The 20951-nt window shown below is 63.6% G+C and carries 15 protein-coding genes and 1 riboswitch; of the genes, 7 read left to right on the top strand and 8 right to left on the bottom strand.

Annotated features, from left to right (window positions below; translation table 11 throughout):
- Window positions 1-65: 65 nt before the first annotated feature.
- Entirely contained in the window at window positions 66-629 is a 564-nt protein-coding gene (gene pnuC, locus B3397_RS09690) for a nicotinamide riboside transporter PnuC (RefSeq protein ID WP_296249434.1), read from the top strand.
- The gene (locus B3397_RS09685; protein ID WP_296249432.1) at window positions 626-1168 is read left to right on the top strand and encodes an AAA family ATPase; all 543 of its coding nucleotides are present in this window, start codon (window positions 626-628) and stop codon (window positions 1166-1168) included. The genes pnuC and B3397_RS09685 overlap by 4 nt, the downstream gene beginning before the upstream one ends.
- On the opposite strand, the gene B3397_RS09680 is transcribed toward B3397_RS09685, so the two are convergent.
- On the bottom strand, window positions 1156-2481 hold the full coding sequence (locus B3397_RS09680; RefSeq protein ID WP_296249430.1) for a sigma-54 dependent transcriptional regulator: 1326 nt from the start codon (window positions 2479-2481) through the stop codon (window positions 1156-1158). The two genes, B3397_RS09685 and B3397_RS09680, sit on opposite strands and share 13 nt — an antisense overlap.
- A gap of 323 nt (window positions 2482-2804) precedes the next feature.
- On the opposite strand from B3397_RS09680, the gene B3397_RS09675 reads away from it, so the two are divergent.
- Both B3397_RS09675 and B3397_RS09670 read left to right on the top strand, forming a co-directional pair.
- Window positions 2805-3080 carry a hypothetical protein gene (locus B3397_RS09675; protein ID WP_296249428.1) on the top strand — a complete coding sequence of 92 codons (276 nt, stop codon included), beginning with the start codon at window positions 2805-2807 and terminating at the stop codon, window positions 3078-3080.
- Window positions 3081-3156: 76 nt separating this feature from the next.
- Complete coding sequence (locus B3397_RS09670) at window positions 3157-3849, top strand: DUF421 domain-containing protein (protein WP_296249426.1); 693 nt, start codon at window positions 3157-3159, stop codon at window positions 3847-3849.
- A 52-nt stretch (window positions 3850-3901) separates the two neighbouring features.
- On the opposite strand, the gene B3397_RS09665 is transcribed toward B3397_RS09670, so the two are convergent.
- From B3397_RS09665 to B3397_RS09640, 6 genes are all read right to left on the bottom strand, one after another.
- On the bottom strand, window positions 3902-4633 hold the full coding sequence (locus tag B3397_RS09665; protein WP_296249425.1) for a vWA domain-containing protein: 732 nt from the start codon (window positions 4631-4633) through the stop codon (window positions 3902-3904).
- The gene (locus tag B3397_RS09660) at window positions 4558-5571 is read right to left on the bottom strand and encodes an ATP-binding protein (RefSeq protein WP_296249454.1); all 1014 of its coding nucleotides are present in this window, start codon (window positions 5569-5571) and stop codon (window positions 4558-4560) included. Before B3397_RS09660 ends, B3397_RS09665 begins: the two co-directional genes overlap by 76 nt.
- A gap of 13 nt (window positions 5572-5584) precedes the next feature.
- The gene (gene cobN, locus B3397_RS09655; RefSeq protein WP_296249422.1) at window positions 5585-9337 is read right to left on the bottom strand and encodes a cobaltochelatase subunit CobN; all 3753 of its coding nucleotides are present in this window, start codon (window positions 9335-9337) and stop codon (window positions 5585-5587) included.
- A gap of 3 nt (window positions 9338-9340) precedes the next feature.
- Window positions 9341-10405 carry a cobalamin biosynthesis protein CobW gene (gene cobW, locus B3397_RS09650; RefSeq protein ID WP_296249421.1) on the bottom strand — a complete coding sequence of 355 codons (1065 nt, stop codon included), beginning with the start codon at window positions 10403-10405 and terminating at the stop codon, window positions 9341-9343.
- Window positions 10406-10498: 93 nt separating this feature from the next.
- A riboswitch (cobalamin riboswitch) is annotated at window positions 10499-10693 on the bottom strand.
- Window positions 10694-10718: 25 nt separating this feature from the next.
- Window positions 10719-11873, bottom strand: coding sequence for an HlyD family secretion protein (locus tag B3397_RS09645; RefSeq protein ID WP_296249419.1), 1155 nt, complete (start codon window positions 11871-11873; stop codon window positions 10719-10721).
- A complete protein-coding gene (locus tag B3397_RS09640; protein ID WP_296249417.1) occupies window positions 11870-13531 on the bottom strand; it encodes an MFS transporter in 1662 nt (553 codons plus the stop codon). Before B3397_RS09640 ends, B3397_RS09645 begins: the two co-directional genes overlap by 4 nt.
- 143 nt (window positions 13532-13674) lie before the next feature.
- Here B3397_RS09640 and B3397_RS09635 point away from each other — a divergent pair, with 143 nt between their 5' ends.
- The 3 genes from B3397_RS09635 to B3397_RS09625 all read left to right on the top strand — a co-directional run bounded on the left by B3397_RS09635 (window position 13675) and on the right by B3397_RS09625 (window position 18379).
- Entirely contained in the window at window positions 13675-14730 is a 1056-nt protein-coding gene (locus tag B3397_RS09635) for a tetratricopeptide repeat protein (protein ID WP_296249416.1), read from the top strand.
- 134 nt (window positions 14731-14864) lie between these two features.
- Window positions 14865-16349: an ATPase domain-containing protein gene (locus tag B3397_RS09630; RefSeq protein WP_296249413.1), complete on the top strand. Its 1485-nt coding sequence runs from the start codon at window positions 14865-14867 to the stop codon at window positions 16347-16349.
- A 44-nt stretch (window positions 16350-16393) separates the two neighbouring features.
- Entirely contained in the window at window positions 16394-18379 is a 1986-nt protein-coding gene (locus tag B3397_RS09625; RefSeq protein ID WP_296249452.1) for a response regulator, read from the top strand.
- Between the two features lie 5 nt (window positions 18380-18384).
- On the opposite strand, the gene B3397_RS09620 is transcribed toward B3397_RS09625, so the two are convergent.
- Window positions 18385-20784: a UvrD-helicase domain-containing protein gene (locus tag B3397_RS09620; protein ID WP_296249411.1), complete on the bottom strand. Its 2400-nt coding sequence runs from the start codon at window positions 20782-20784 to the stop codon at window positions 18385-18387.
- Window positions 20785-20951 lie beyond the last annotated feature (167 nt).

Genomic DNA, 20951 nt, shown 5'->3' with positions numbered 1-20951 from the left:
GCGAGCCCAGCACGGCGCGGGTTACACTTGCCACCTCGCAATGCCGTTCTGGCCAAGGAATGTCGATGTCCAACATAGAACTGTTCGCCGCTGCCCTGGGCGTCCTGGCGGTCTGGCTGACCGTGAAGCAGAACCCGCTGTGCTGGCCGATCGGGCTGGTGATGGTGCTGATCTACTCGTGGATCTTCTACGACTACAAGCTCTATTCGAACATGCTGTTGCAAGTGGTGTATGCCGGTGTGCAGGTCTACGGCTGGTGGCAATGGACCCGCGGCGGCGTGGCCGACAATGGTCGCCCGGTGAGCTACCTGGGCCATCGCGAAGTACTGACCGGCCTGCTCGTTGGCTTGACCACCAGCGTGTTGCTGGGTGCGGCCATGTCTACCTGGAGCGACGCTACCCAGCCCTGGCTGGATGCGTTTCTCACCGGTTTCAGCCTGGTGGCGCAAGGGTGGATGGCCAACAAACGGGTGCAGTGCTGGCCGTTGTGGATCGTGCTCGACGTCATTTTCGTCGGCCTGTTCGTCTACCAGTCGCTGTACCTCACCGCCGCGCTGTACGCATTGTTTACCCTGCTGGCCGTTCAGGGCTGGTGGCAGTGGCGCCGCGATCCGGCGGTGACAGCATGAAGGTGGTGGTATTGTGCGGGCCCGAATCCACGGGCAAAAGCTGGCTGGCAGGACGCATCCAGCACCGCTTTGGTGGGCTGGTGGTGGGCGAATACGTGCGCTGGTTCATCGACCGGCACAACCGTGACACCTGCTATGCCGACATCCCTGCCATCGCCCAGGGTCAGCTGCAATGGGAAGACGCGGCGCGACTGGAGCGGCCCGAGTTGCTGATCCTCGATACCCACCTGCTGAGCAATATGCTCTGGAGCCGCGAGTTGTTCGGTGACTGCCCGGCCTGGCTGGAAACGGCGCTGTTGGCCCGCGAGTATGACTTGCACCTGCTGTTGTCGCCGGATGAGGTGCAGTGGGTGGCGGACGGGCAGCGTTGCCAACCGGACATCGCCGCGCGGCAGCGCTTCTTCGCAGACAGCGAGCAATGGCTCAAGGGCCATGGGCAGCGCTATGAGGTGATACAGGGGGATTGGACGCAGCGTGAGACCGCGGTGATGGCGATGCTGGAGCGCTTGCTTTCGGCCGGCGACGTTCAGCGAATCTGATGCTTGTGCAGTAGCCGATAGAACGTGGGGCGCGATATGCCCAGTACTTTTGCCGCCGTGCTGAGGTTGTCGCTGTGGCGGTTGAGTACGTCACACAATGCCTGACGCTCGGCACGGTGCTTGTAATCTTCCAGGGTGCCCATGGGCAAGGTGATGTCCTGTTGACTGACCAGCCCCAGATCGCGCGCCTCGATCTGCCGACCCTCGGCCAGCACCAGCCCACGGCGAACGCGATTGGCCAACTCGCGCACGTTGCCCGGCCAGTCGTGCTTACTCATGGCGATCAACGCCTCTTCGCTGAAACTGCGCGGGCGACGGCCGGTTTCGCCGCTGTAGTAATGGGAAAAATGGTTGGCCAGCATGGCCAGGTCACCATGGCGTTCACGCAGCGGGGCGATCAGCACCTCCAGCACGTTGAGCCGATAGTACAAATCTTCGCGGAAGCGCCCTGCGGCAACTTCGGCTTCGAGGTCCAGGTGGGTCGCGGCCAGCACACGCACATCCAGCTTGAGCGGCAGTTCACCAGACAACCGTTCGATATGCCGCTCCTGCAGAAAACGCAGCAGGCTGCCTTGAACATCCAGCGGCAGCGCGCCGACCTCATCGAGGAACACCGTGCCACCGTCGGCGGCCTCCAGGCGGCCCGTCTTGTGTTGAAGGGCACCGGTCAAAGCACTTTTTTCGTATCCGAAAAGCTCGGAGCGCAGCAGATGATCCGCTACCGAATCGCAATTGATCGCAACGAATGGCCTGCTCGCCCGTTGCGATTGACGGTGCAGGGTGCGCGCAACCAGCTCTTTGCCGGTGCCGCTTTCACCACGGATCAGCACCGGCGACTCGGTAGGCGCCAGTTTGCCAATCAGTTTACGCAGTTCGCGCAGGGGGTGGCTGTCGCCGAGCAATTCGTCGTCGGGCGCCGGATAGGCAGCAGCGCCCTGCCCGCGCAAGCGCGCCATGCCGAACGCCCGACCCAGGGTGATCTGAACCCGCGAGACATCGAATGGCAGCGTGTGGAAGTCGAAGAACCATTCACAGACGAAATCGCCGACGTTCTGCATGCGCAGCACGTCGTGGTTGAGCACAGCAATCCACTCGGTGCCGCTGCGGGTTATCAGCTCCTTGACGGCCTCGGGGTGCTCCAGGTGGAAGGGTTGCAAACGTATCAAGCCCACGTCGCAGCGGTGTTGCAAAGCCGATTGCAGGTCGCAGCTGTCGACGTCCCAGCCCACGGTGCGCAGGCCTGGCAACAAGCCGTGGCAATCCACGCAGGGGTCGACGATCAGCAGCCGGCGGTTGTTCACGGTGTCGAGCATGGCCGTTCCTGGTGCAGACGAACGTCAAAAAGACAGGCAAAACAGCCGGTTGCCGGGACTGAAAGTAACAGTAGCAACATATTTGACGCCACTGATGACCGTTGGTCAGGCCAGAGTTTGAACGCTTTGCAGGCCAGGAATTTTCCTGATTTTTCAACGTCCCAAGGGTGTCGAAAAAGGCCCCGAAAAATAACGGCAGCTAAATTTTCAGCCCAAGTGTGACTCGTAGTGTGTCTCGAGGCATCACTACAAGTAATTCGTTACCTGCAGACTGTGTAGGTCCCGATGAACATTTGTTTGGGCACACAGAGAGACTGACCCCCATGAACGCCCCGCTCCGTGTCAACGAAGCACTTCTGATCGCCGGCCGCGCCTTGCAGCCTTTTCAATGCGTCGCCTGGGCGCCGTTGGATGGCAATGGCGAACTCAGCCTGACCGTCATCGACCGCACCAGCACGCGAATCGGCCATACCCAGATTCCTTGCACGACCTACTCCGACCCGGAACAGCTGGCGCAACTGCTGGCACAGGTACGCGGCGAGTTGAGTGACGGCGGCTACACACTGCTGCCCTGGAGCATGTCCGCCACAGCGGTGTGACTGCCCTGCTGGCCGCGTGGCGCAGCCCCGGCCGGCTTCCCGACCTATCCCCCTCCCCCTTGCCTGCAGGTTGTCGATGAGCGCGTTTGATTGGCACCGCATTCTGCTCGACGAAGTCAGCGTGGGCTTTCTCGGCGAAGTGGTCGCCAGGACCCTGCTGGCTTACATCGTGGTTTTCCTGTTCCTGAAGATCGCCGGGCGGCGCGGCGTACGGCAGTTGTCGCTGTTCGAGCTGGTGGTGATCCTGACCTTGGGCTCGGCCGCCGGCGACGTCACTTTCTACGAGGACGTGCCCATTCTGCCGGTGATCGTGGTGTTCATCGCCATGATCAGCTTCTATCGCCTGACCACCTTTTTGACCGAACGCAGCACGCGCTTCGGCGAATGGCTGGAGGGCAAGCCGGCGCTGATCATTCGTGACGGCCAGTTCGAGTTGGCGGCCTTGCAGAGTGGCAACATCACCCATGCCGAGTTTCTGATGGAGCTGCGGCTGCATGGTGTGGAGCACCTGGGGCAGGTCCGGCTCGGCATTCTGGAAGTCAATGGGGATGTCAGTCTGTACTTCCATGAACGCCAGGATGTTCAGCCGGGGTTGTCGATACTGCCCCGCGATCACCGCGTGTCACTGGCCGAGGCGGAAACCAATGGGTTGTATGCGTGCGAGTATTGCGGCCAGGTGGAGCCCGTGAGTCCGGGACAGAAGCCGGAGTGCCCGCGGTGCGGCAAGCATGTGTGGAGCAAGGCGTTGTGCAATCCGCGGGCGGTGTGAAGCCGGGGTGTTGACTGGGCGAAGCTGGCTACTTCGCGGCTGAACGCCGCGCCTACACGAGCGCCAGCTCATCCACGTGCTGATAGTCGGCGCCCAGCAGTACCGCCAACTCCCGCGCGCGACCCAGTCTGATGGGGGCTTTTTCGATGTCGAGCAGCAGAGTCGGACATTCCAGTGGCGCCAGCTCATTGAAGGCCTTCAAACGCCCATCGGTCATTACCAGGCAGCGCTGAATCTCATCCGGAAAAAGCCGCCGACGCTTTTCAAGCCACACCACCGCTTCGCCCAATGCCGCCAACAAGGGTGTGCCACCCCCCGCCCCCAGTGCGGCCAGCCAAGGCTGCAAGGCTGCCGAAGCCTTCAAGCCGTGCCGCTGCCAGACAGGACGGGCGCCGCTCGCGGTGAGCAGCGCCAGGCGAGCACGTCGGCGATAGGCGTCATCGAACACCTGGGCAAGTACCCCCTTGGCCTCCGTCAGTGCCTGATGCCGTCGGGTGGACGCCGAGGCGTCGACAATCACCAGCCATAACTCATGGCTGGCCGCTTGTCTTTGCTGCCAGCGCAGATCGGCCAGGCGGCGAGGCCTGCCACCCAGCAAGGTCGCCGGCCAGTGCACCGCACCCCCCCGTGCGTCGCGCGCAGTGCCCACGCGCCCCAGTCTGGACAAGCCCTTGCGAGGCCGTGCATCCGCTTGTCGAGGGCGGATGCTCAGGGCTTTTTTGGCCAGGTCGGGACCTCGCGACGCGCGCCCACCGGTACCACCTGCGGCGGCAATTCGCCCCATTGCCCTTGCCCACCTTGAGCAGCATTCTCCGGAGGCCGCGGCTGCGGCTGTGGCGTCGGCGCGGGAGGCGCTGGTGGCTGTTGGCCGCGCTGCTGACGCCGATGACGCAGGGCAAACTCGGCCACCGCGTCGATATCCTGCATTTCGATACGCTCGGCGCCACGCCAGGCGGCATGTGCCCGGGCCGCGCGTAGCCACACCAGGTCCGCACGCAAGCCATCGACCGCTTCGGCAAAACACCGCTCGGTGATGATTTCCAGCGCCTGATCACTCAGTGGAATCGACGCCAGCCGATCCCGAGCCTGCTGGCAACGCTCTTGCAGCGCTTGCTGAGCGCTGGACCACTGCGCACAGAAGCCCACCGGGTCGCTGTCGAACGCCAACCGTCGACGAATGATCTGGCTGCGGTCGCTGGGTTGGATCGGGCCCTGCAACGCTACGTTCAGACCGAAGCGGTCCAACAGTTGAGGGCGCAGTTCGCCTTCTTCCGGGTTCATGGTGCCGATCAACACGAACCGGGCGCCGTGCTGGTGGGAAATACCGTCGCGCTCGATACGATTGATGCCGCTGGCCGCCACGTCCAGCAGCAGATCAACCAGATGGTCACCCAGCAGGTTTACCTCATCCACATACAGTACGCCGCCATCGGCCATGGCCAGCACGCCGGGGGAGAACTGCGCGCGGCCTTCGCCCAGGGCGGCTTCCAGGTCCAAGGTGCCAACCAGACGCTCTTCCGTGGCGCCCAGGGGCAAGGTCACGAATTGGCCATTGGCGAGCAGATCGGCCAGCCCGCGGGCCAGGGTGCTCTTGGCCATACCGCGGGGCCCCTCGATCAGCACGCCGCCGATACGTGGGTCGATGGCGGCCAGGCACAGGGCAAGCTTCAACGAATCGGCGGCCACCACGGCAGCCAGGGGGAAATGGGGGATGTCGGTCATCTCGGGCGTCTCGTCAGGCATCTTCTTCACTGTCCAGCAGCAGGTCTTCCAGCGCCTGGCGATAGTCGCCAGGCTCGCTCCACAAGCCACGCTGCTGCGCCTCGATCAGGCGCTCGGCCATGTCGCGCAGGGCCGCAGGATTATGCTGCTGCATGAACTCGCGGGTGTCGCCATCCAGCAGGTAGGCATCGGCGAGCAAGGCATACTGGTGGTCGTCGATCAAATGAGTGGTGGCGTCGAAGGCGAACAGATTGTCCACCGTTGCCGCCAGCTCGAAGGCGCCCTTGTAGCCGTGGCGCTTCACGCCTTCTATCCACTTGGGGTTGGCCGCACGGGCGCGGACCACGCGGTTGAGTTCTTCTTTCAGGGTGCGCACGCGCGGCACGTCGGGTTGGCTGTGGTCGCCATGATAGCTGGCGACCGACTGGCCACCCAGCGTCTCGACGGCCGCCAGCATACCGCCCTGAAACTGGTAGTAGTCGTTGGAATCGAGCAGGTCGTGCTCGCGGTTGTCCTGATTCTGCACCACCGCCTGCACCTGGCTCAGGCGTTTGGCGAATGGCTCGCGGGCCGGCGTACCTTCATCATTGGCGCCATAGGCATAGGCGCCCCAGTTCAGGTACACCTCGGCCAGGTCTTCGCGGCTTTGCCATAACCGACCGTCGATCGCCCCTTGAACGCCTGCACCATAGGCACCGGGCTTGGCGCCGAAGATGCGCCAGCCCGCCTGCCGACCCGCTTGCTCGGCATCCACGCCGGCGGCCAGTAGCTGCGCGCGTTCGGCACGCACCTTGGCTGCCAGCGGATTGAGGTCGTCGGGTTCGTCCAGCGCAGCCACCGCCTGCACCGCCGCATCGAACAGGCGCAGCAGGTTGGCGAATGCGTCGCGAAAGAATCCGGATATGCGCAGGGTCACGTCCACCCGTGGGCGGTCCAGCAGGCTCAGGGGCAGGATCTCGAAATCATCCACCCGCTGGCTGCCGGTGGCCCACACTGGGCGCACCCCCATCAAACCCATGGCCTGGGCAATATCGTCACCGCCGGTACGCATGGTGGCCGTACCCCACACCGACAGCCCCAGCTGGCGCAGGTGGTCGCCGTGGTCCTGCAGGTGCCGCTCGAGAATCAGATTGGCTGAGGCAAAACCGATCCGCCACGCGGTGGCCGTGGGCAGATTGCGCACGTCAACGGAAAAGAAGTTGCGGCCGGTGGGAAGCACGTCCAGGCGTCCACGGCTTGGCGCGCCGCTGGGGCCGGCCGGCACGAAACGCCCCGACAGTGCAGCCAGCAGGCCTTGGGTTTCGGCTGGCCCACAGGCATCGAGGCGCGGCGCCACCGCCTGGCGCAGATGGTCGAGAATGGCGGCGACCTCGTCCCAGCCTACGTCCAGCTCGAGCGGACCGGCCAGCGCTGCCTCGATCAAGCTCGCAGCATACAGCTCCAGGCGTTCACGGCTGTCCCCGGCGGTACGCCACGGGGCGTCGCTCACCCTCATCAGGGCGTCTGGCCGAGCGCCGCACCAGGCGCTGCCCAGATCGCAATCCAGGGGATCGAAGCTCAGGGCGAATGCCTTGCTCAATGCCCTGAGCAGGCTGCCGTGGGCACCGCGTCCATCTCCACGGGGAATGCGCAGCAGGGCCAGCAAGGTATCGATGCGCAGGCGGCCCTGGGGGGATTCGCCGAAGACGTGCAGGCCGTCGCGAATCTGCGATTCCTTCAGGTCGCACAAATAGGTGTCCAGGCGCGGCAGCCATACGGCTGAATCGGCGTCGGCAGCCAGTTGCAGTTCGTGATCGATGCGGGTTTCGCGCACCAGCTTGAGAATGTCTTTCTCCAGCGCCTGGGCCCGCCGAGGGTCCAGCAATTGCGCGTCATAGTACTCGTCAGCCAGCAGCTCCAGGTCGCGCAGCGGTCCATAGGTTTCGGCCCGGGTAAGGGGCGGCATCAAATGGTCGATGATCACCGCCTGGGTGCGGCGCTTGGCCTGGGCGCCCTCGCCCGGATCGTTGACGATGAACGGGTAGATATTGGGCATAGGCCCCAGCAGTGCGTCCGGCCAGCACTGCTCGGAGAGCCCGACACCCTTGCCCGGTAGCCACTCGAGATTGCCATGTTTGCCCACATGGATGAGCGCATCGGCGCCGTAGCTGTGACGCAACCAGAAATAAAACGCCAGATAGCCGTGGGGTGGTACCAGATCCGGGTCGTGATACACCGCGCTGACATCTACCTGATAACCCCGCGCTGGCTGGATGCCGACGAAGGTCAGGCCAAAGCGCAGGCCAGCGATCATCATGCGTCCGCTGCGAAACATCGGGTCCGCGGCCGGCTCGCCCCAGCGCTGGCGCACTGCCGCCTGATTGGCCGCAGGCAGGCGGGCAAACGCCGCCAGATAGTCGTCCAGCGCCATGCTCTGGGCACACGGCCGCGCGTCGATGCCGTCCAGGTCGTTGGTCACCCCTCCGAGCAGTGCATGGATCAATGCGCTACCGCTGGCCGGCAGCTCGCTGACCGGGTAGCCCTCACCCTGCATGGCACGCAGGATGTTCAGCGCGGCGGCCGGAGTGTCCAGGCCCACGCCGTTGCCGATGCGCCCATCACGGGTCGGATAGTTGGCGAGAATCAAGGCAACGCGCTTGTCCGGGTTGGGCAGTTTGGCAAGTTGCGCCCATTTGCGCGCCAGTTCGGCAACGAATTCCATGCGCTCGACGTGGGGCTTGTAGCACACCACGTCCGACTGGCTGCGTTCGCTGCGCCAGGCCAGGTCCTTGAAGCTGATGGCGCGACTGATGATGCGCCCGTCCAGTTCCGGCAGCGCGATGTGCATGGCCAGATCACGGGAGCCCAGACCTTGCTCGCTGGCCTCCCAGCCCGGCTGGTTGTCCTGGGCGCAGATCGCCTGGATAACCGGAATGTCGCGACGAAACGGTCGCAGATGAGGCGCTTCCGGACTCGACTGAGCAAAACCGGTGGTGTTGAGAATCACCGCGGCGCCGGCTTCGTCCATCCACGCCTGTACCTGCTCCAGGCAGGCCGCTTCCTTCAGACTCGCCACCGCCATGGGCAAGGGATTCAGACCGCCTGCCTGCAGACGCTGGCAGAACGTGTCGACGAAGCCAGTGTTGGCAGCCTGCAGATGGGAGCGGTAAAACAACACCGGCACCACCGGCTGATCCGCTTGCCAGTGCGCTCGCCAATACGCCAGATCAGCAGTTGGCCGGTCCGGGTGGTAGATGACCGTGCGCGGCAGTGCCTGGGGCGGCGCGCAGGGGTAGTGGTGGTCGAACCAGGTGTTGGCCAGGCAGTTGAACAACGAAAGTGCGTTGCCCATGCCGCCCTGGCGCAGGTATTGCCACAGCTGTTCGGCGTGCGCAGCGGGTACCGTGCACAGGTCGGCGAGCTCTGGGTCCGGGCGGTCATCGCCCGGCACCAGAATGATCTGCACGCCACGTTCGGCGAGCGCCATCAGTTGCTCGACGCCATACCGCCAGTAGCCGATGCCGCCGTGCAGGGAAATCAGAATGACCTTGGCATGGCGCAGCACCTGGTCGACGTACAGATCGACCGAGGCGTGATTCTGTACCTGCATCGGGTTGGCCAGGCGAAAGCTGGGGAAGTCGTCGGGCAGTTGCCCGCCCGCCTCTGCCAGCAACGCCAGGTGTGAATCGCCGCTGCAGAGGATCACCATGTCGGCCGGGGTCTGACCCAGGTCGGCAATACTGTCGTCCGGCACGAAGCCGCCAGGCTGAGTCCGCAGCAGATGCATGGGTCAGGCCGCCAGCGCGGCGCGCAAAGCGCTTTCCAGCAAGGTGGCATCCAGTTCCTGCCCGATCAGCACCAGCCGCGTGGTACGCGATTCGTCGGCGCGCCAGGCGCGGTCGAAATGCTTGTCGAAACGGGTGCCCACACCCTGGATCAACAGGCGCATCGGCTTGCCCGCAATGGCCGCGAAGCCCTTGACCCGCAAGATGCCATGCTGAATCACCAGATCGTTCAGGGCCTTGAGCAAAGCCGCCTCGTTGGTTTCGGGCAGTTCGATGGAAATCGAGTCGAAGGCATCATGGTCGTGATCGTCATGGTCATCACCTTCGTGGTGATCGTGGTGGGTGCGCCGCGCGTCGATGTGCTGCTCCGACTCGGCGCCCAGGCCCAGCAGCACCTCCAACGGCAAGCGGCCGCTGCTGGCTTCGATCACCTTGACCGCCGGCGGCAGTTCCTCGGCAACTTCGGCGCGTACTGCGGCGAGGGTTTGCGCATCGATCATGTCGGCCTTGTTGAGGATCACCAGGTCGGCACTGGCCAACTGGTCGGCGAACAGTTCGTGCAGCGGCGACTCATGATCCAGGTTCGGGTCCAGCTTGCGCTGGGCATCGACCTGGTCCGGGAACGCTGCGAAGGTGCCCGCCGCCACTGCCGGGCTATCGACCACGGTGATTACCGCATCCACCGTGCAGGCGCTGCGGATTTCCGGCCACTGGAAGGCTTGTACCAAGGGCTTGGGCAAGGCCAGGCCGCTGGTTTCGATGAGGATGTGGTCCAGGTCGCCGCGACGGGCCACCAGCTCTCGCATCACCGGGAAAAATTCTTCCTGCACAGTGCAGCACAGGCAGCCGTTGGCCAGTTCGTAGACGCGGCCGCTGGCTTCTTCTTCGGTGCAGCCGATGCTGCATTGCTTGAGGATTTCACCGTCGATGCCCAGTTCGCCGAATTCGTTGACGATGACCGCGATGCGTCGGCCCTGGGCGTTGTCCAGCATGTGCCGCAGCAAGGTGGTCTTGCCCGAGCCGAGGAAGCCGGTAACGATGGTGACGGGGAGTTTGGACAGTGTTTTCATCGAGCGCCCTGGGTCTGTTTGGCAGGGCACGGGACGCGTCGCGCGGCAGAGCCTGCGCGAACATTCGCCACCGGATCACCCCGCCCGGTTGAAATTGAAGAAACTGGCGAGGCAGGTCTCCTGGCTTGCGACGCCGACCTGGCGGGCCGTGGCTTCGGCGCCTTCCCGCGCTGGCGCAGTGGCGTTGCCGAAACCTTCATCGCTTACAGTTGCGGGGGCAGCCGCGGCTTGGACCGCGTTCCCTTCTTAGCTCCGCCGGGGCGGAGAACCTCGAAGGCGGGAGGTTAGCATAGCGGGGGTGGCGGTGTCTGGCTCAGTCTCCACCCAGCCGCTCCCCCTCCACCACATAAGCCGTATCCACGCTGACCACCACCGACATCCCCGGTCGCAGGCGCTGAGCTTCGGGCTGTCCTGCATCAACCGTGATGCGTACCGGTATCCGCTGGGCAATCTTGACGAAGTTGCCGGTCGCGTTATCCGCCTGCAACAACGCAAACTCCGAGCCCGTAGCCGGTGAAATGCGCTGCACGTGGCCCTTCAGACGCAGATGGTTCAAGGCGTCCACCGTAAACGTCACCGGCTGACCCACCCGCACATGGGCCATCTGAGTCTCTTTCATGTTGGCAATCACCCACAGGGCATCGGGAACCAGAGCCATCAATTGCGCCCCGGAATTCACGTACGCCCCCAGGCGCACGCCGATCTGGCCCAACTGGCCGTCACGGGGGGCGACGATGCGGGTGTTGTCCAGGTCGATCCGCGCCAGTTCCACGGCTGCCTCGGCATTGGTCACGCTGGCGGCCAGCGAATCACGATTGACGATCACCGTCTGCAAATCCTCGCGGGCAATCGCCAACGCTGCCTTGGCCTGGGCCACTGCGGCCAGCGCCTGCGCATTGGCGGCCCGGGTCACGTCCAGTTCGCGGCGCGACACCGAGCCGTCGGAGATCAACTCCTGGTTGCGGCGCAGGTCGGCAGTACTCTTCTGCACCTGGGCCTCACTGTCCGCCACGGCGGCCTGACGTTGGGCGATGGAGGCTTCGGCACTGCGCCGCTGCTGGACGTTGTTGGCCAGCGCGGTCTTCTGCACTTGCACCTGCGCCAAGGCCTGGTCCAGGCGCTGCTTATAGATACGATCGTCCAGGCGCACCAGCAGGTCACCGGCCTTGACGAACTGAAAGTCTTGCACGGGGACTTCGTAGACATAGCCCGCCAGCTGAGGCCCAATGATGGTGACCTGGCCCCGCACCAGCGCATTTTCGGTACTTTCGATATGGCTGGTGAAAGGCGGCAGTTGCCAGGCGTACAGCACAATCAACACGCCGACCACCGCGATGCTGGCGAAGATCAGGCTCGACAGCAGCCTGACCCGCCGCGAGCGCGGTTCGGTGGCGGCGGGATTGGGCGGCGGGGTCTGCCCTTCCGGAGTCGAAGCGATGGCGTTGGTGGTGGACGTCGGTTCGGTCATGAAGTGCTTGCGCCGCTGGTGGAAACGGAAGGTGTCGCGGCGGGAGTGGCCGCCTGGGTGGTGCTCATCAGCCACAGGCTGCGCAGGAAGATCCACAGCATGGTCAGCACCGCGATGATACAGATGAGCATGAAGACATCGTTATAGGCCATCACGTTCGCTTCACGAGTGGCGGCCGTGGCCAGCGCCCGAATGCCGGCACTGTTGCGCAGCCCAGGGTCGGCGATCTGCCCCAGATAGCTGGCTGCGGCGCTGCTGACCCGAGCCTGCACCAGCGGGTCCATCAGGGTCAGGTGTTCGACGATCATGCTGGAGTGATATTTTTCCCGCACGATCTGGAAGGTACCCAGCAATGCCGCGCCGATCAGCCCGCCGAGGTTGTTGCAGATGCCGAACAGCACCGAGAAACTCACCAGGTTGCGCGGGTTGGTCAGCACATGACGTGTGCCCAGGACCATGGTGGGGCCCAGGAAGAAGGTGCCGCCGAAGCCCAGCAGGAACTGGCTGAAATACATGTTGGCGGGGCGCGTGAGATTGCTCGAGAAGCTGTCGATGCCGGAGCCGACCGCCATCAGTGCCAAGGCAATGACCAGCGGCATGAACAGGTGCTCCGGATTGATGGTCAGGGCGCTGACGGCCAACCCCAGCACTGCGCCCAGCAGCATGACCGCGTACAAGGTACGCATCTGTTCCTGGGCCATGCCCAGTGTCTGCAGAAAACCCACGGCGCCGGTGGACTGCTCCGACAGCACCATGCGGGTCAGGATGACGGCCAGGGCCAGGCGAATGGCAACGCCACTGCCCAGCCAGCGGGTCATGAGCATGGGGTTGCTGCGGTTGTGCTCCACGGCCACCCCGGTGAAGATCAGCACGATAGCCCCGGCCGAAGCCCAACCGATCCAGGGGGCCTCCAACCACCAGTCGATACGCCCCAGCGACAGCACCGCGCACAGCAGGGCAATGCCCGACGCGAGAATGGCAAAGGTCAGGAAGTCCAGCGGCTCGAAGGTCTTGAACCGATCGCCGGGGGGCAGCTTGAGCAGGAAGACACAGCCCAGCGTGAGCAAGGCCAGGCCCAGTTCGAACAGGTACAAGCCGCGCCATTCGGCGATCTGCAGCAGGTCTTCGGAAAATACCCGGGCCAACGGCAGCGCCAACTGGGCGGTGCCCAGGCCCAGGACGAGGGCCTTGAGTCTCCATTTCGCCGGGAAGGCCTGAATCATGTAGTAGAGCCCCAGAGAACTCAGGGCTGCCCCGACCATGCCATGCGCGGCGCGCACGGCCACCGCCGAGTTGAGGTCGTTGACGAACAGGTGGCCGAACGTCACCAGCGCGTACAGCATCAGGAACAGCTCGGTGAAGGTGCGCAGCCCGAATTGCTGGCGAAACTTCACCAGCAGCAGGTTCATGGAGACGTTGGTCATCACATAGGCCGCTGGCAGCCAGGCCATCTCGGCGCTGGTGGCGCCCAGTGCGCCTTGCAGAAACTGCAAATTGGCGACCACCAGCGCGTTGCCCAGCCCACCGGTGAGTGCGACCAGCAATCCGACCACGCCGAACGCCAGGCGCTTGGGATTGGAATGCAGTGGCGTGGACGGCGAACCCGGCAGATTGGGTTTTTCATGGGGCAGCCAGTCGCGGCGTGCATAGCGGTCCATCGGAGGCCTTGCGGTGTGAGGCAGGTGGCAGTAGTAAACCGCAGTCCCGCGTTTGGTGCCAGTACTCGCCCCGGTTGACTGAACTGCCCACCGGCCGCAAGCTGTTCGACCCTGCAAAACCCAGCGGTACAACGGACACCCGCATGCACAGACGCTATCGCTCGCTGCTGATCGCCCTTTTCGTGCTCCTGGGCCTGACGGCATTGTGGTTCGCCCAGCGCCCCACGGTTGCCCCGCCCGCCCCGGCGCTCAAGCACAGCTACAGCAAGGCCCTGGAACAGGCGCATAACGGTCAGCCTGGCGCCGCCCGTGTGCTCTATCAGCAACTGGCGCGCACCGACCTGTCGGACATACGCCGCGCCACGCTGTACGCCGAACTGCCCAACTACCCCAGCCCCCTGGCACTGAAACTGGCCACTGCCGACCTGCACAACGACGAGCCGTTGGTGCGCCACGCTGCCATCGATGCGCTGATCGGCCTGGTCCCTGGGGCTCAGCGCAGCCTGTTACTGGGCCCATTGCTGGAGGATGACGACAGCGCCGTGGCGTTCCACGCCGCCCGCGGACTGATCGGCCTTAGCGGCGACGAACTAGGGCTCTATCTGGGGCCACTGCAAGAGGTGCTCGACGCCTACGTCAAAGCCCTGGAAGCCGCTCCGGACGACGCCGACGGTCAACTGCAACTGGCGCGCATCTACCTCCACGAACGGGATTACCAGCAAGCCGGCCGCGCGCTGGCCCGGCACGCCGAGCTGCAACCCATGGACCTTTCCGCCATCCCGATCCAGGTGCAGGTCCTCGAAGCTAAGGGCAAAGGCGACCAGGCGCGACAGGTGCTCGCCGATCAACTGTTGCGTCACCCACAGTCGGCCCTGCTGCAACAACAACTGGGCCTGTGGCTGATGGCCCACGACGAGGATGAATACGCGCTGCTGGCGCTGGCCCGGGCAGTCGAGCTGGAGCCCGACAACAACGACTACCGTTATGTGCTGGCGACCAACCTGCACGACCTGGAGCAAGTGGAAGCGGCGCAGAAGCAGCTGGAAGAAATCCTGCGGCGCGATCCGGCCAATCGCAAGGCACGGGTGCTGTTGATCGACTACTGGAAAGAGACCGGGCAACTGCAGAATGTGCAGATTCTGCAGGCCGAACTGGAGCAGCAGAATCCCGACGACCCCAGCCTGCAGCAAGGCTTGTAAGGCGGGGCCTGCAACAAGCGCTACAAAAGCCTGGACTGGGTTGAACTGCGCGTAGGCGCCACGGTCCAGAGACAATGCTGCGCCTGCGATCGAACACGCGCGTTTAATCTTCTCGTCACCCCGAGGGTACCCTTTTGACGACGGCCAAAGCAGCCACCGGCATCGCCGGGCTGGACGACATTCTGGGCGGCGGTCTGAGCCGCGGCCACATCTTTCTGCTCGAAGGCCAACCTGGCGCCGGCAAGACCACCGTAGCGCTGCAATTCCTGCTGCACGGTATCGAACAAGGCGAAACCTGCCTCTATATCACCCTGTCGGAAACCGCCAAGGAACTGCGCGAAGGCGCCCTCTCCCACGGCTGGGAACTGGACGAGCGCATGCAGGTGTTCGAGCTGACGCCGCCGGAAATGATCCTCGACGTGCAGCAACAGCAAAGCCTGCTCTACAGCAGCGATCTGGAGCTGGGCGAAGCCACGCGGCAGATCTTCGACGAGGTCAACCGGGTCAAACCCGATCGTGTGGTTCTGGACAGCCTCTCGGAAGTGCGCCTGCTGGCCCAGGGATCGCTGCGCTACCGCCGTCAGATCCTGGCCATCAAGCATTATTTCGCGCGATTCAAAGCGACCGTGCTGCTGCTGGACGACATGACCAGCGAACCTTTGGACAAAACCCTGCACAGCATCGCGCATGGCGTGGTCCGCCTCGAGGAAATGGCTCCCGACTACGGCGCAGAGCGCCGGCGTCTGCGGATCATGAAATACCGGGGGCAGAAATACCGCGGTGGCTACCATGACTTCACCATCCACCGCGATGGCATTCACGTATACCCACGGCTGGTGGCCGCCGAGCATCGCGCCCGTTACGAGCGCACTCAACTGTCCTGCGGCATTGCCGAGCTCGACGCGCTGCTCGGCGGCGGTGTCGAGAACGGCTCCAGCACGCTGATCATTGGCCCTGCAGGCACCGGCAAGTCGCTCATCTCCATGGTCTTCGCCGCAGCCGCCGTGGCGCGCGGGGAAAAGGTCGCACTGTTCATCTTCGACGAAGAACTTGGCCTGCTGTTCGACCGCATGAAGACGCTCGGCATCGACCTGGAAGCTCACCAGCGCGACGGCAATATGGTCATCCAGCAGGTCGACGCCGCCGAGCAATCCCCAGGCGAATTCGCCCATCTGGTGCGCAGCAGCGTCGACGACCACAACATCAAGACGGTGGTGATCGACAGCATCAACGGCTATCACGCGGCCATGCTGGGGGAAAGCTCGCCGGTACTGCACATTCACGAACTGTTGCTGTACCTCAATCGTCTGGGCGCGGCCACCTTCATGACCGTGGCTCAACAAGGCCTGGTCGGCGACATGAAAGCGCCGGTCGATATCACCTACCTGGCCGACACCGTGATTCTGATGCGCTATTTCGAAGCCTTGGGCGAAGTCCGCCGCGCGGTGTCGGTCATCAAGAAACGTTTTGGCGGGCACGAGTCCACCATTCGCGAATACAAGATCGGTAGCCACGGCCTGACTGTCGGCAAACCCCTGAGCGCTTTCCAGGGCGTATTGCGCGGAGTCCCGACCTATGTCGGGGAAATGCCTCCCTTGCTTGCGGAAGATGACCAGTGAACACCCTGATACCGCCCTCCGAGCGCGCGCTGGTACTGGCGCCAATGGGACGGGACAGCCAGGTGGCCGTACAACTGCTGGCCGAAGCTGGCATCCACGCCACGGTGGTCAAGGACGTCTACGGCCTATGTGACGAACTGCAGCGCGACGGCGCCGGCATGGCGATCATTGCCAACGAGGCTCTGGTCGAAAGCAGCCTGCAGCCGTTACAGATGTACTTGAGCCAGCAGCCTGCATGGTCAGACTTGCCCATCGTGCTGATGACCCATCAGCGTGCCGCCGATCAGGCTCGGTCGATGCAACTGGGTGCCCGCCTGGGCAACGTGACTTTCGTCGAGCGGCCGTTTCATCCCATGACCTTGGTCAGCCTGGCCACCACCGCGATTCGCGGTCGCAAGCGCCAGTACGAGGCCCGCGACCGACTGCTGGATCTTGGCGAAAGCGAGCAACGCTTGCACCACGCGATGACGGCGGGACGGCTGGGCGCCTGGCAACTGACTCGCGAACCGCTGCATCTGGACTGCTCGGCCATGACCAAGGCCCACTACGGCCGGGGGCCACAAGATCCGTTCGACTATTCCGACTGGCTCAAGTGCGTGTATGGCGAAGACCAGTTGCCCATGCAGCAGGCGTTGCAGGACAGCCTGCAGTTTGGCGCCGACTTCGTCGTGCAGTTTCGCAACCAATGGCTCGACGGCTCGCTGAATTGGGTCGATGTACGGGCACGGGCGATCACCGACAACGACGGCAACGTAATCGCCTTGGTCGGTGTATCCAGTGATATCACCGAGCGCAAGAATGCCGAGGACCAGCTGCGCCAGCTCAACGGCAACCTCGAGCAGCAGGTTGAAGAGCGCACCGCACAGGCACGGGTCAATGAAGAGGCCTTGCGTCAGGCGCAGAAAATGGAAGCTGTCGGGCAGTTGACCGGCGGCATCGCCCACGACTTCAACAATATGCTCACCGGTATCATCGGCAGCCTGGAGCTGATGCGCCGACGCCTGTCACGCGGACGCCTCGAAGACCTGCCCAACCTGATCGATCTGGGCGTCACATCGGCCAACCGCGCGGCTTCGCTGACGCACCGGCTGCTGGCGTTCTCGCGGCGCCAGTCGCTCGATTCCAAGCCGGTGCAGGTCAATCAGCTGGTGCACTCGATGGATGAGTTGCTGCAGCGCAGCCTCAACGAAAGCATCACCTTGCAGATGCGCCTGGAGCCTGACCTCTGGATTGCCGAAGCCGACCCTCATCAACTGGAGAGCGCCCTGCTCAACCTGGTGATCAATGCCCGCGACGCCATGCCCAATGGCGGACAGCTGCTGATCGAGACGGCCAACCAGTACCTGGACGAGAGTTTCGCTGCCGCGCAGCCCAACCTCAGCGCTGGTGACTACGTCATGCTCAGCGTGCGCGACACCGGCACCGGCATGGAACAGGCGGTGATCAACCGCGCGTTCGATCCCTTCTTCACCACCAAGCCCATCGGCCAGGGCACGGGGCTAGGGCTGTCGATGATCTACGGCTTCAGCAAGCAGTCCCGTGGCCACGTGGCCATCGACAGCGAGTTGGGCCACGGCACCACCGTGCGTTTGTACCTGCCGCGCTGCTATGCCAGCGAACAGCCGCAGGTGCCGGTGGTGGTGGGTGAGTCACCTCTGGCCCGGGACGGCGAAACCGTGCTCATCGTCGAGGACGACAGCGCAGTGCGCCATCTGGTGTGCGAAGTGCTGCGTGAGCTGGGCTATCGCTACATGGAGGCGGCCGACCCCACCGCGGCGCTGCCCATTCTCACCTCCGGACAGCGCATCGACCTGCTCATCAGCGACGTCGGCCTGCCCGGCATGAACGGCCGTCAGCTGGCCGAGGTTGCACGCCAGGCCAGACCCGACCTGAAGGTGCTGTTCATCACCGGCTATGCCGAGCACGCCGAAGTGCGCGGCGGTTTTCTGGACTCCGGCATGCAGATGATCACCAAACCGTTTGCCTTCGATCTGCTCACCGCCAAGGTCCGGGAGATGATCGAGGCCTGACGCCCTCAGGCCTTGATCCGCAGGTCGCTGAAGAACGGCTTGCGCCCATCGACCAGGTCCGAGGCCTTGGCGCCCGGTCGGGCCTTGGCCTCCACATACCAGTAACAATGCCGAACAGCCCGAGTGATGCCGACATAGGCCAGGCGCAGAGCTTCTTCGTGCTGTGCTCGGTCATACCCTTCGGTTTCACCCGGCTGCCCCAGGCCAGCCAGCGCGTAGATTCGATTCTTGTAGGGCGAGCGGGTCTGGTGCTGGCAATCGCCCAGCAGAAACACGGCATCCGCTTGCAGACCTTTGGCGCTGTGGTAGGTCAGTTGCTTGATGCGCCGCTGTTCGGTGGGAAGCGCCTGATCCGCCAGTATCAGGCCCTGAATGTGCTCGGCCAGGGCCTGGCGATCGGTGCTTTTGCGGTACAGCAGCAGGAGACTGTCGCCGGCGTGGTAGTGCTCGCTGGCCCGTCGCGCGAGGTCCGCCAGGTCCCGCGTCAGCACTGTCACCGGCACTGGGGCCTCGGCCTGGGTGCCGCAGGCCACCGCCCTCTTGCCGGGCAAGGTGGGCACCGACGCCACGATATGCTCGGCGGCATCAATGATGTGCTGGTGACTGCGGTAGTTCTCTCCCAGCATCACCCGCGTGCTGGCGTGGGCAGGAAATGTCTTGTTGAAATCGATGAAGTACTTGGGTGCACTGCCCCGCCAGCCGTAGATCGACTGCCAGTCATCCCCCACGCACAGCAATGAGCTATGGCGGGCCGCGCGATCACCGGCCAATGCGCTGCCGCGACGCAATATCTCGCCCAGGGATGCCCGCAGCCAGCTGACGATCTGAGGTGAGATGTCCTGGAATTCGTCGACCATCAGGTGTGACATCGGGCGCAGGACATCGTCGGGCAGCGTTCGCAACTGCTCGGAACTCGACTCCCCGAACAGTGAGAACATGCGGTTGAAGGTCATTACTGGGGGAGACTGTTGCCCAAGCGTCATTTCCAGCGCCGGCCAATACAGCTTCAGCGCGGCGAAGAACGCGTGATCGTCATCCTGCTCGGTCAGCTCCATGGCAGTAATTGCGTCGGGAACCTGCAGGCCCAGGTTCTCGATGAAGCTGGCGGCGGCGACGAAGCAGTCCAGGAGCGGCGCCGGAGCCAGTTCTCCGTTGGGCTGGTAGTCGAAGCCCGGCCCCGTCACTGCTCGAGTACCTACCGCGCTGAGCAGTTGCTTAGCTTCAGAAACATTATCTAGCCATATCAACGGTTTATCGCAGAAAGCTTGAAACAGGGTGCGCTTGACGGCCCATTCTCCCCACAGCGGGATTTTGGACCCAGGGCGCCGTGCTTCGGGGTCCGCCGATGGGTCATGGCCAAGCACCACCCAAGCATCCAGCTTGGGGAGGTAGCCGTGGGCATGAAATGTAAAACCTTTTATATCAATGGGTTGCCTAACATTCTTAATTCCTTTTATAGGCCACTGTCCTTTTGCAGTCCATTGCGCTTCGATGATGTCGCACAGTTCAATGTCACGTTTACTGGCGAGCCCCAGGGCCTTGACCCTTTTCTGTACATCCGGATTTTCGGCGTCGAGTTTGCGCAAGGTCGCGGCTTGCAGCTTCAGCTTGGCAATCTGTGCCGCGAATTCCGGTTCGGCCACCACCAGGTCCCTATAGCAGTGGTTCATCAATTGCCGCTGGGTATCGTTCAGGCGGAGGTCGAATGGGTTGGCCTCGGCCGCTGCGGCGCCATCGGCCCCCAGGTTCTCGAAAGCTCGGACCTGGGCATGCTCGGGCAATGCCTGGACCATCGGCAGAATCAGCGAATGGTACGTGCGCACGACCTCACGCAGTTTCTCGAATTGATACGAAAATCCCCATATATCAAAGACTTGGCACAGCTTCTTGATAAAGTCTCGACGAGATTCGCGGGTGAATGTCACCACGCTCAAGCTGTCCAGCTCGTAACCTAGATAATGATGAAGCACCAATACCCGCAACACCAACGAGGTCGACTTGCCCGCACCCGCACCCGCCACTACGCAGGTGGACGGCGTGGTGCTGAAGATCATCTTCCATTGCGCGGCACTGGGCTGGGCATGGTCGGGCAGGCGCAGTGTGACTTCGCTCTTGATCTGTTTCTTCAGGGCCGGCGTCAGGTCCAGACGCCAGTCTTCGAACAGCGGCTCGGTGGATGTTTGTGCGGGTTGTACGGGGGCGCCGCGCCGGGGCTTGCGGGTTGGCTTCGGTGCAGGTGCTGTCGCGGGCGGCTCAATCAGCGGGGCATGAAACCACGAGTCGCGTTCCTGCGCACGTAGCCAGCGCCAACCGCGGCCTACCAAGGTCCCGGCCAGGCGGTCGAGCAATGGCGGTTTGTCATTGGATTGTGGCTGAGCGGGCTTGTCTGAGTTGGACGACGACACAGTGGCTCCTGCTAGGTAAAGATTGGCAGGGGCATGGTGGCTGGAAAGCGGGGGATTTTCCAGTTATGTGTGGTGGGTCATGGGGTTAGGCGACGAAGTGGAGAAGTTGGTGGAGGGTTGTTGGGGGTTATTTGGTGGGATCGGCGGTGTATGGTCCCCTCACCCCA

It is taken from the genome of Pseudomonas sp. UBA4194, from assembly GCF_002379585.1.
In the GTDB taxonomy this organism is placed as follows: Bacteria; Pseudomonadota; Gammaproteobacteria; order Pseudomonadales; family Pseudomonadaceae; genus Aquipseudomonas.
This window is presented reverse-complemented; position numbering and strand designations above follow the sequence as displayed.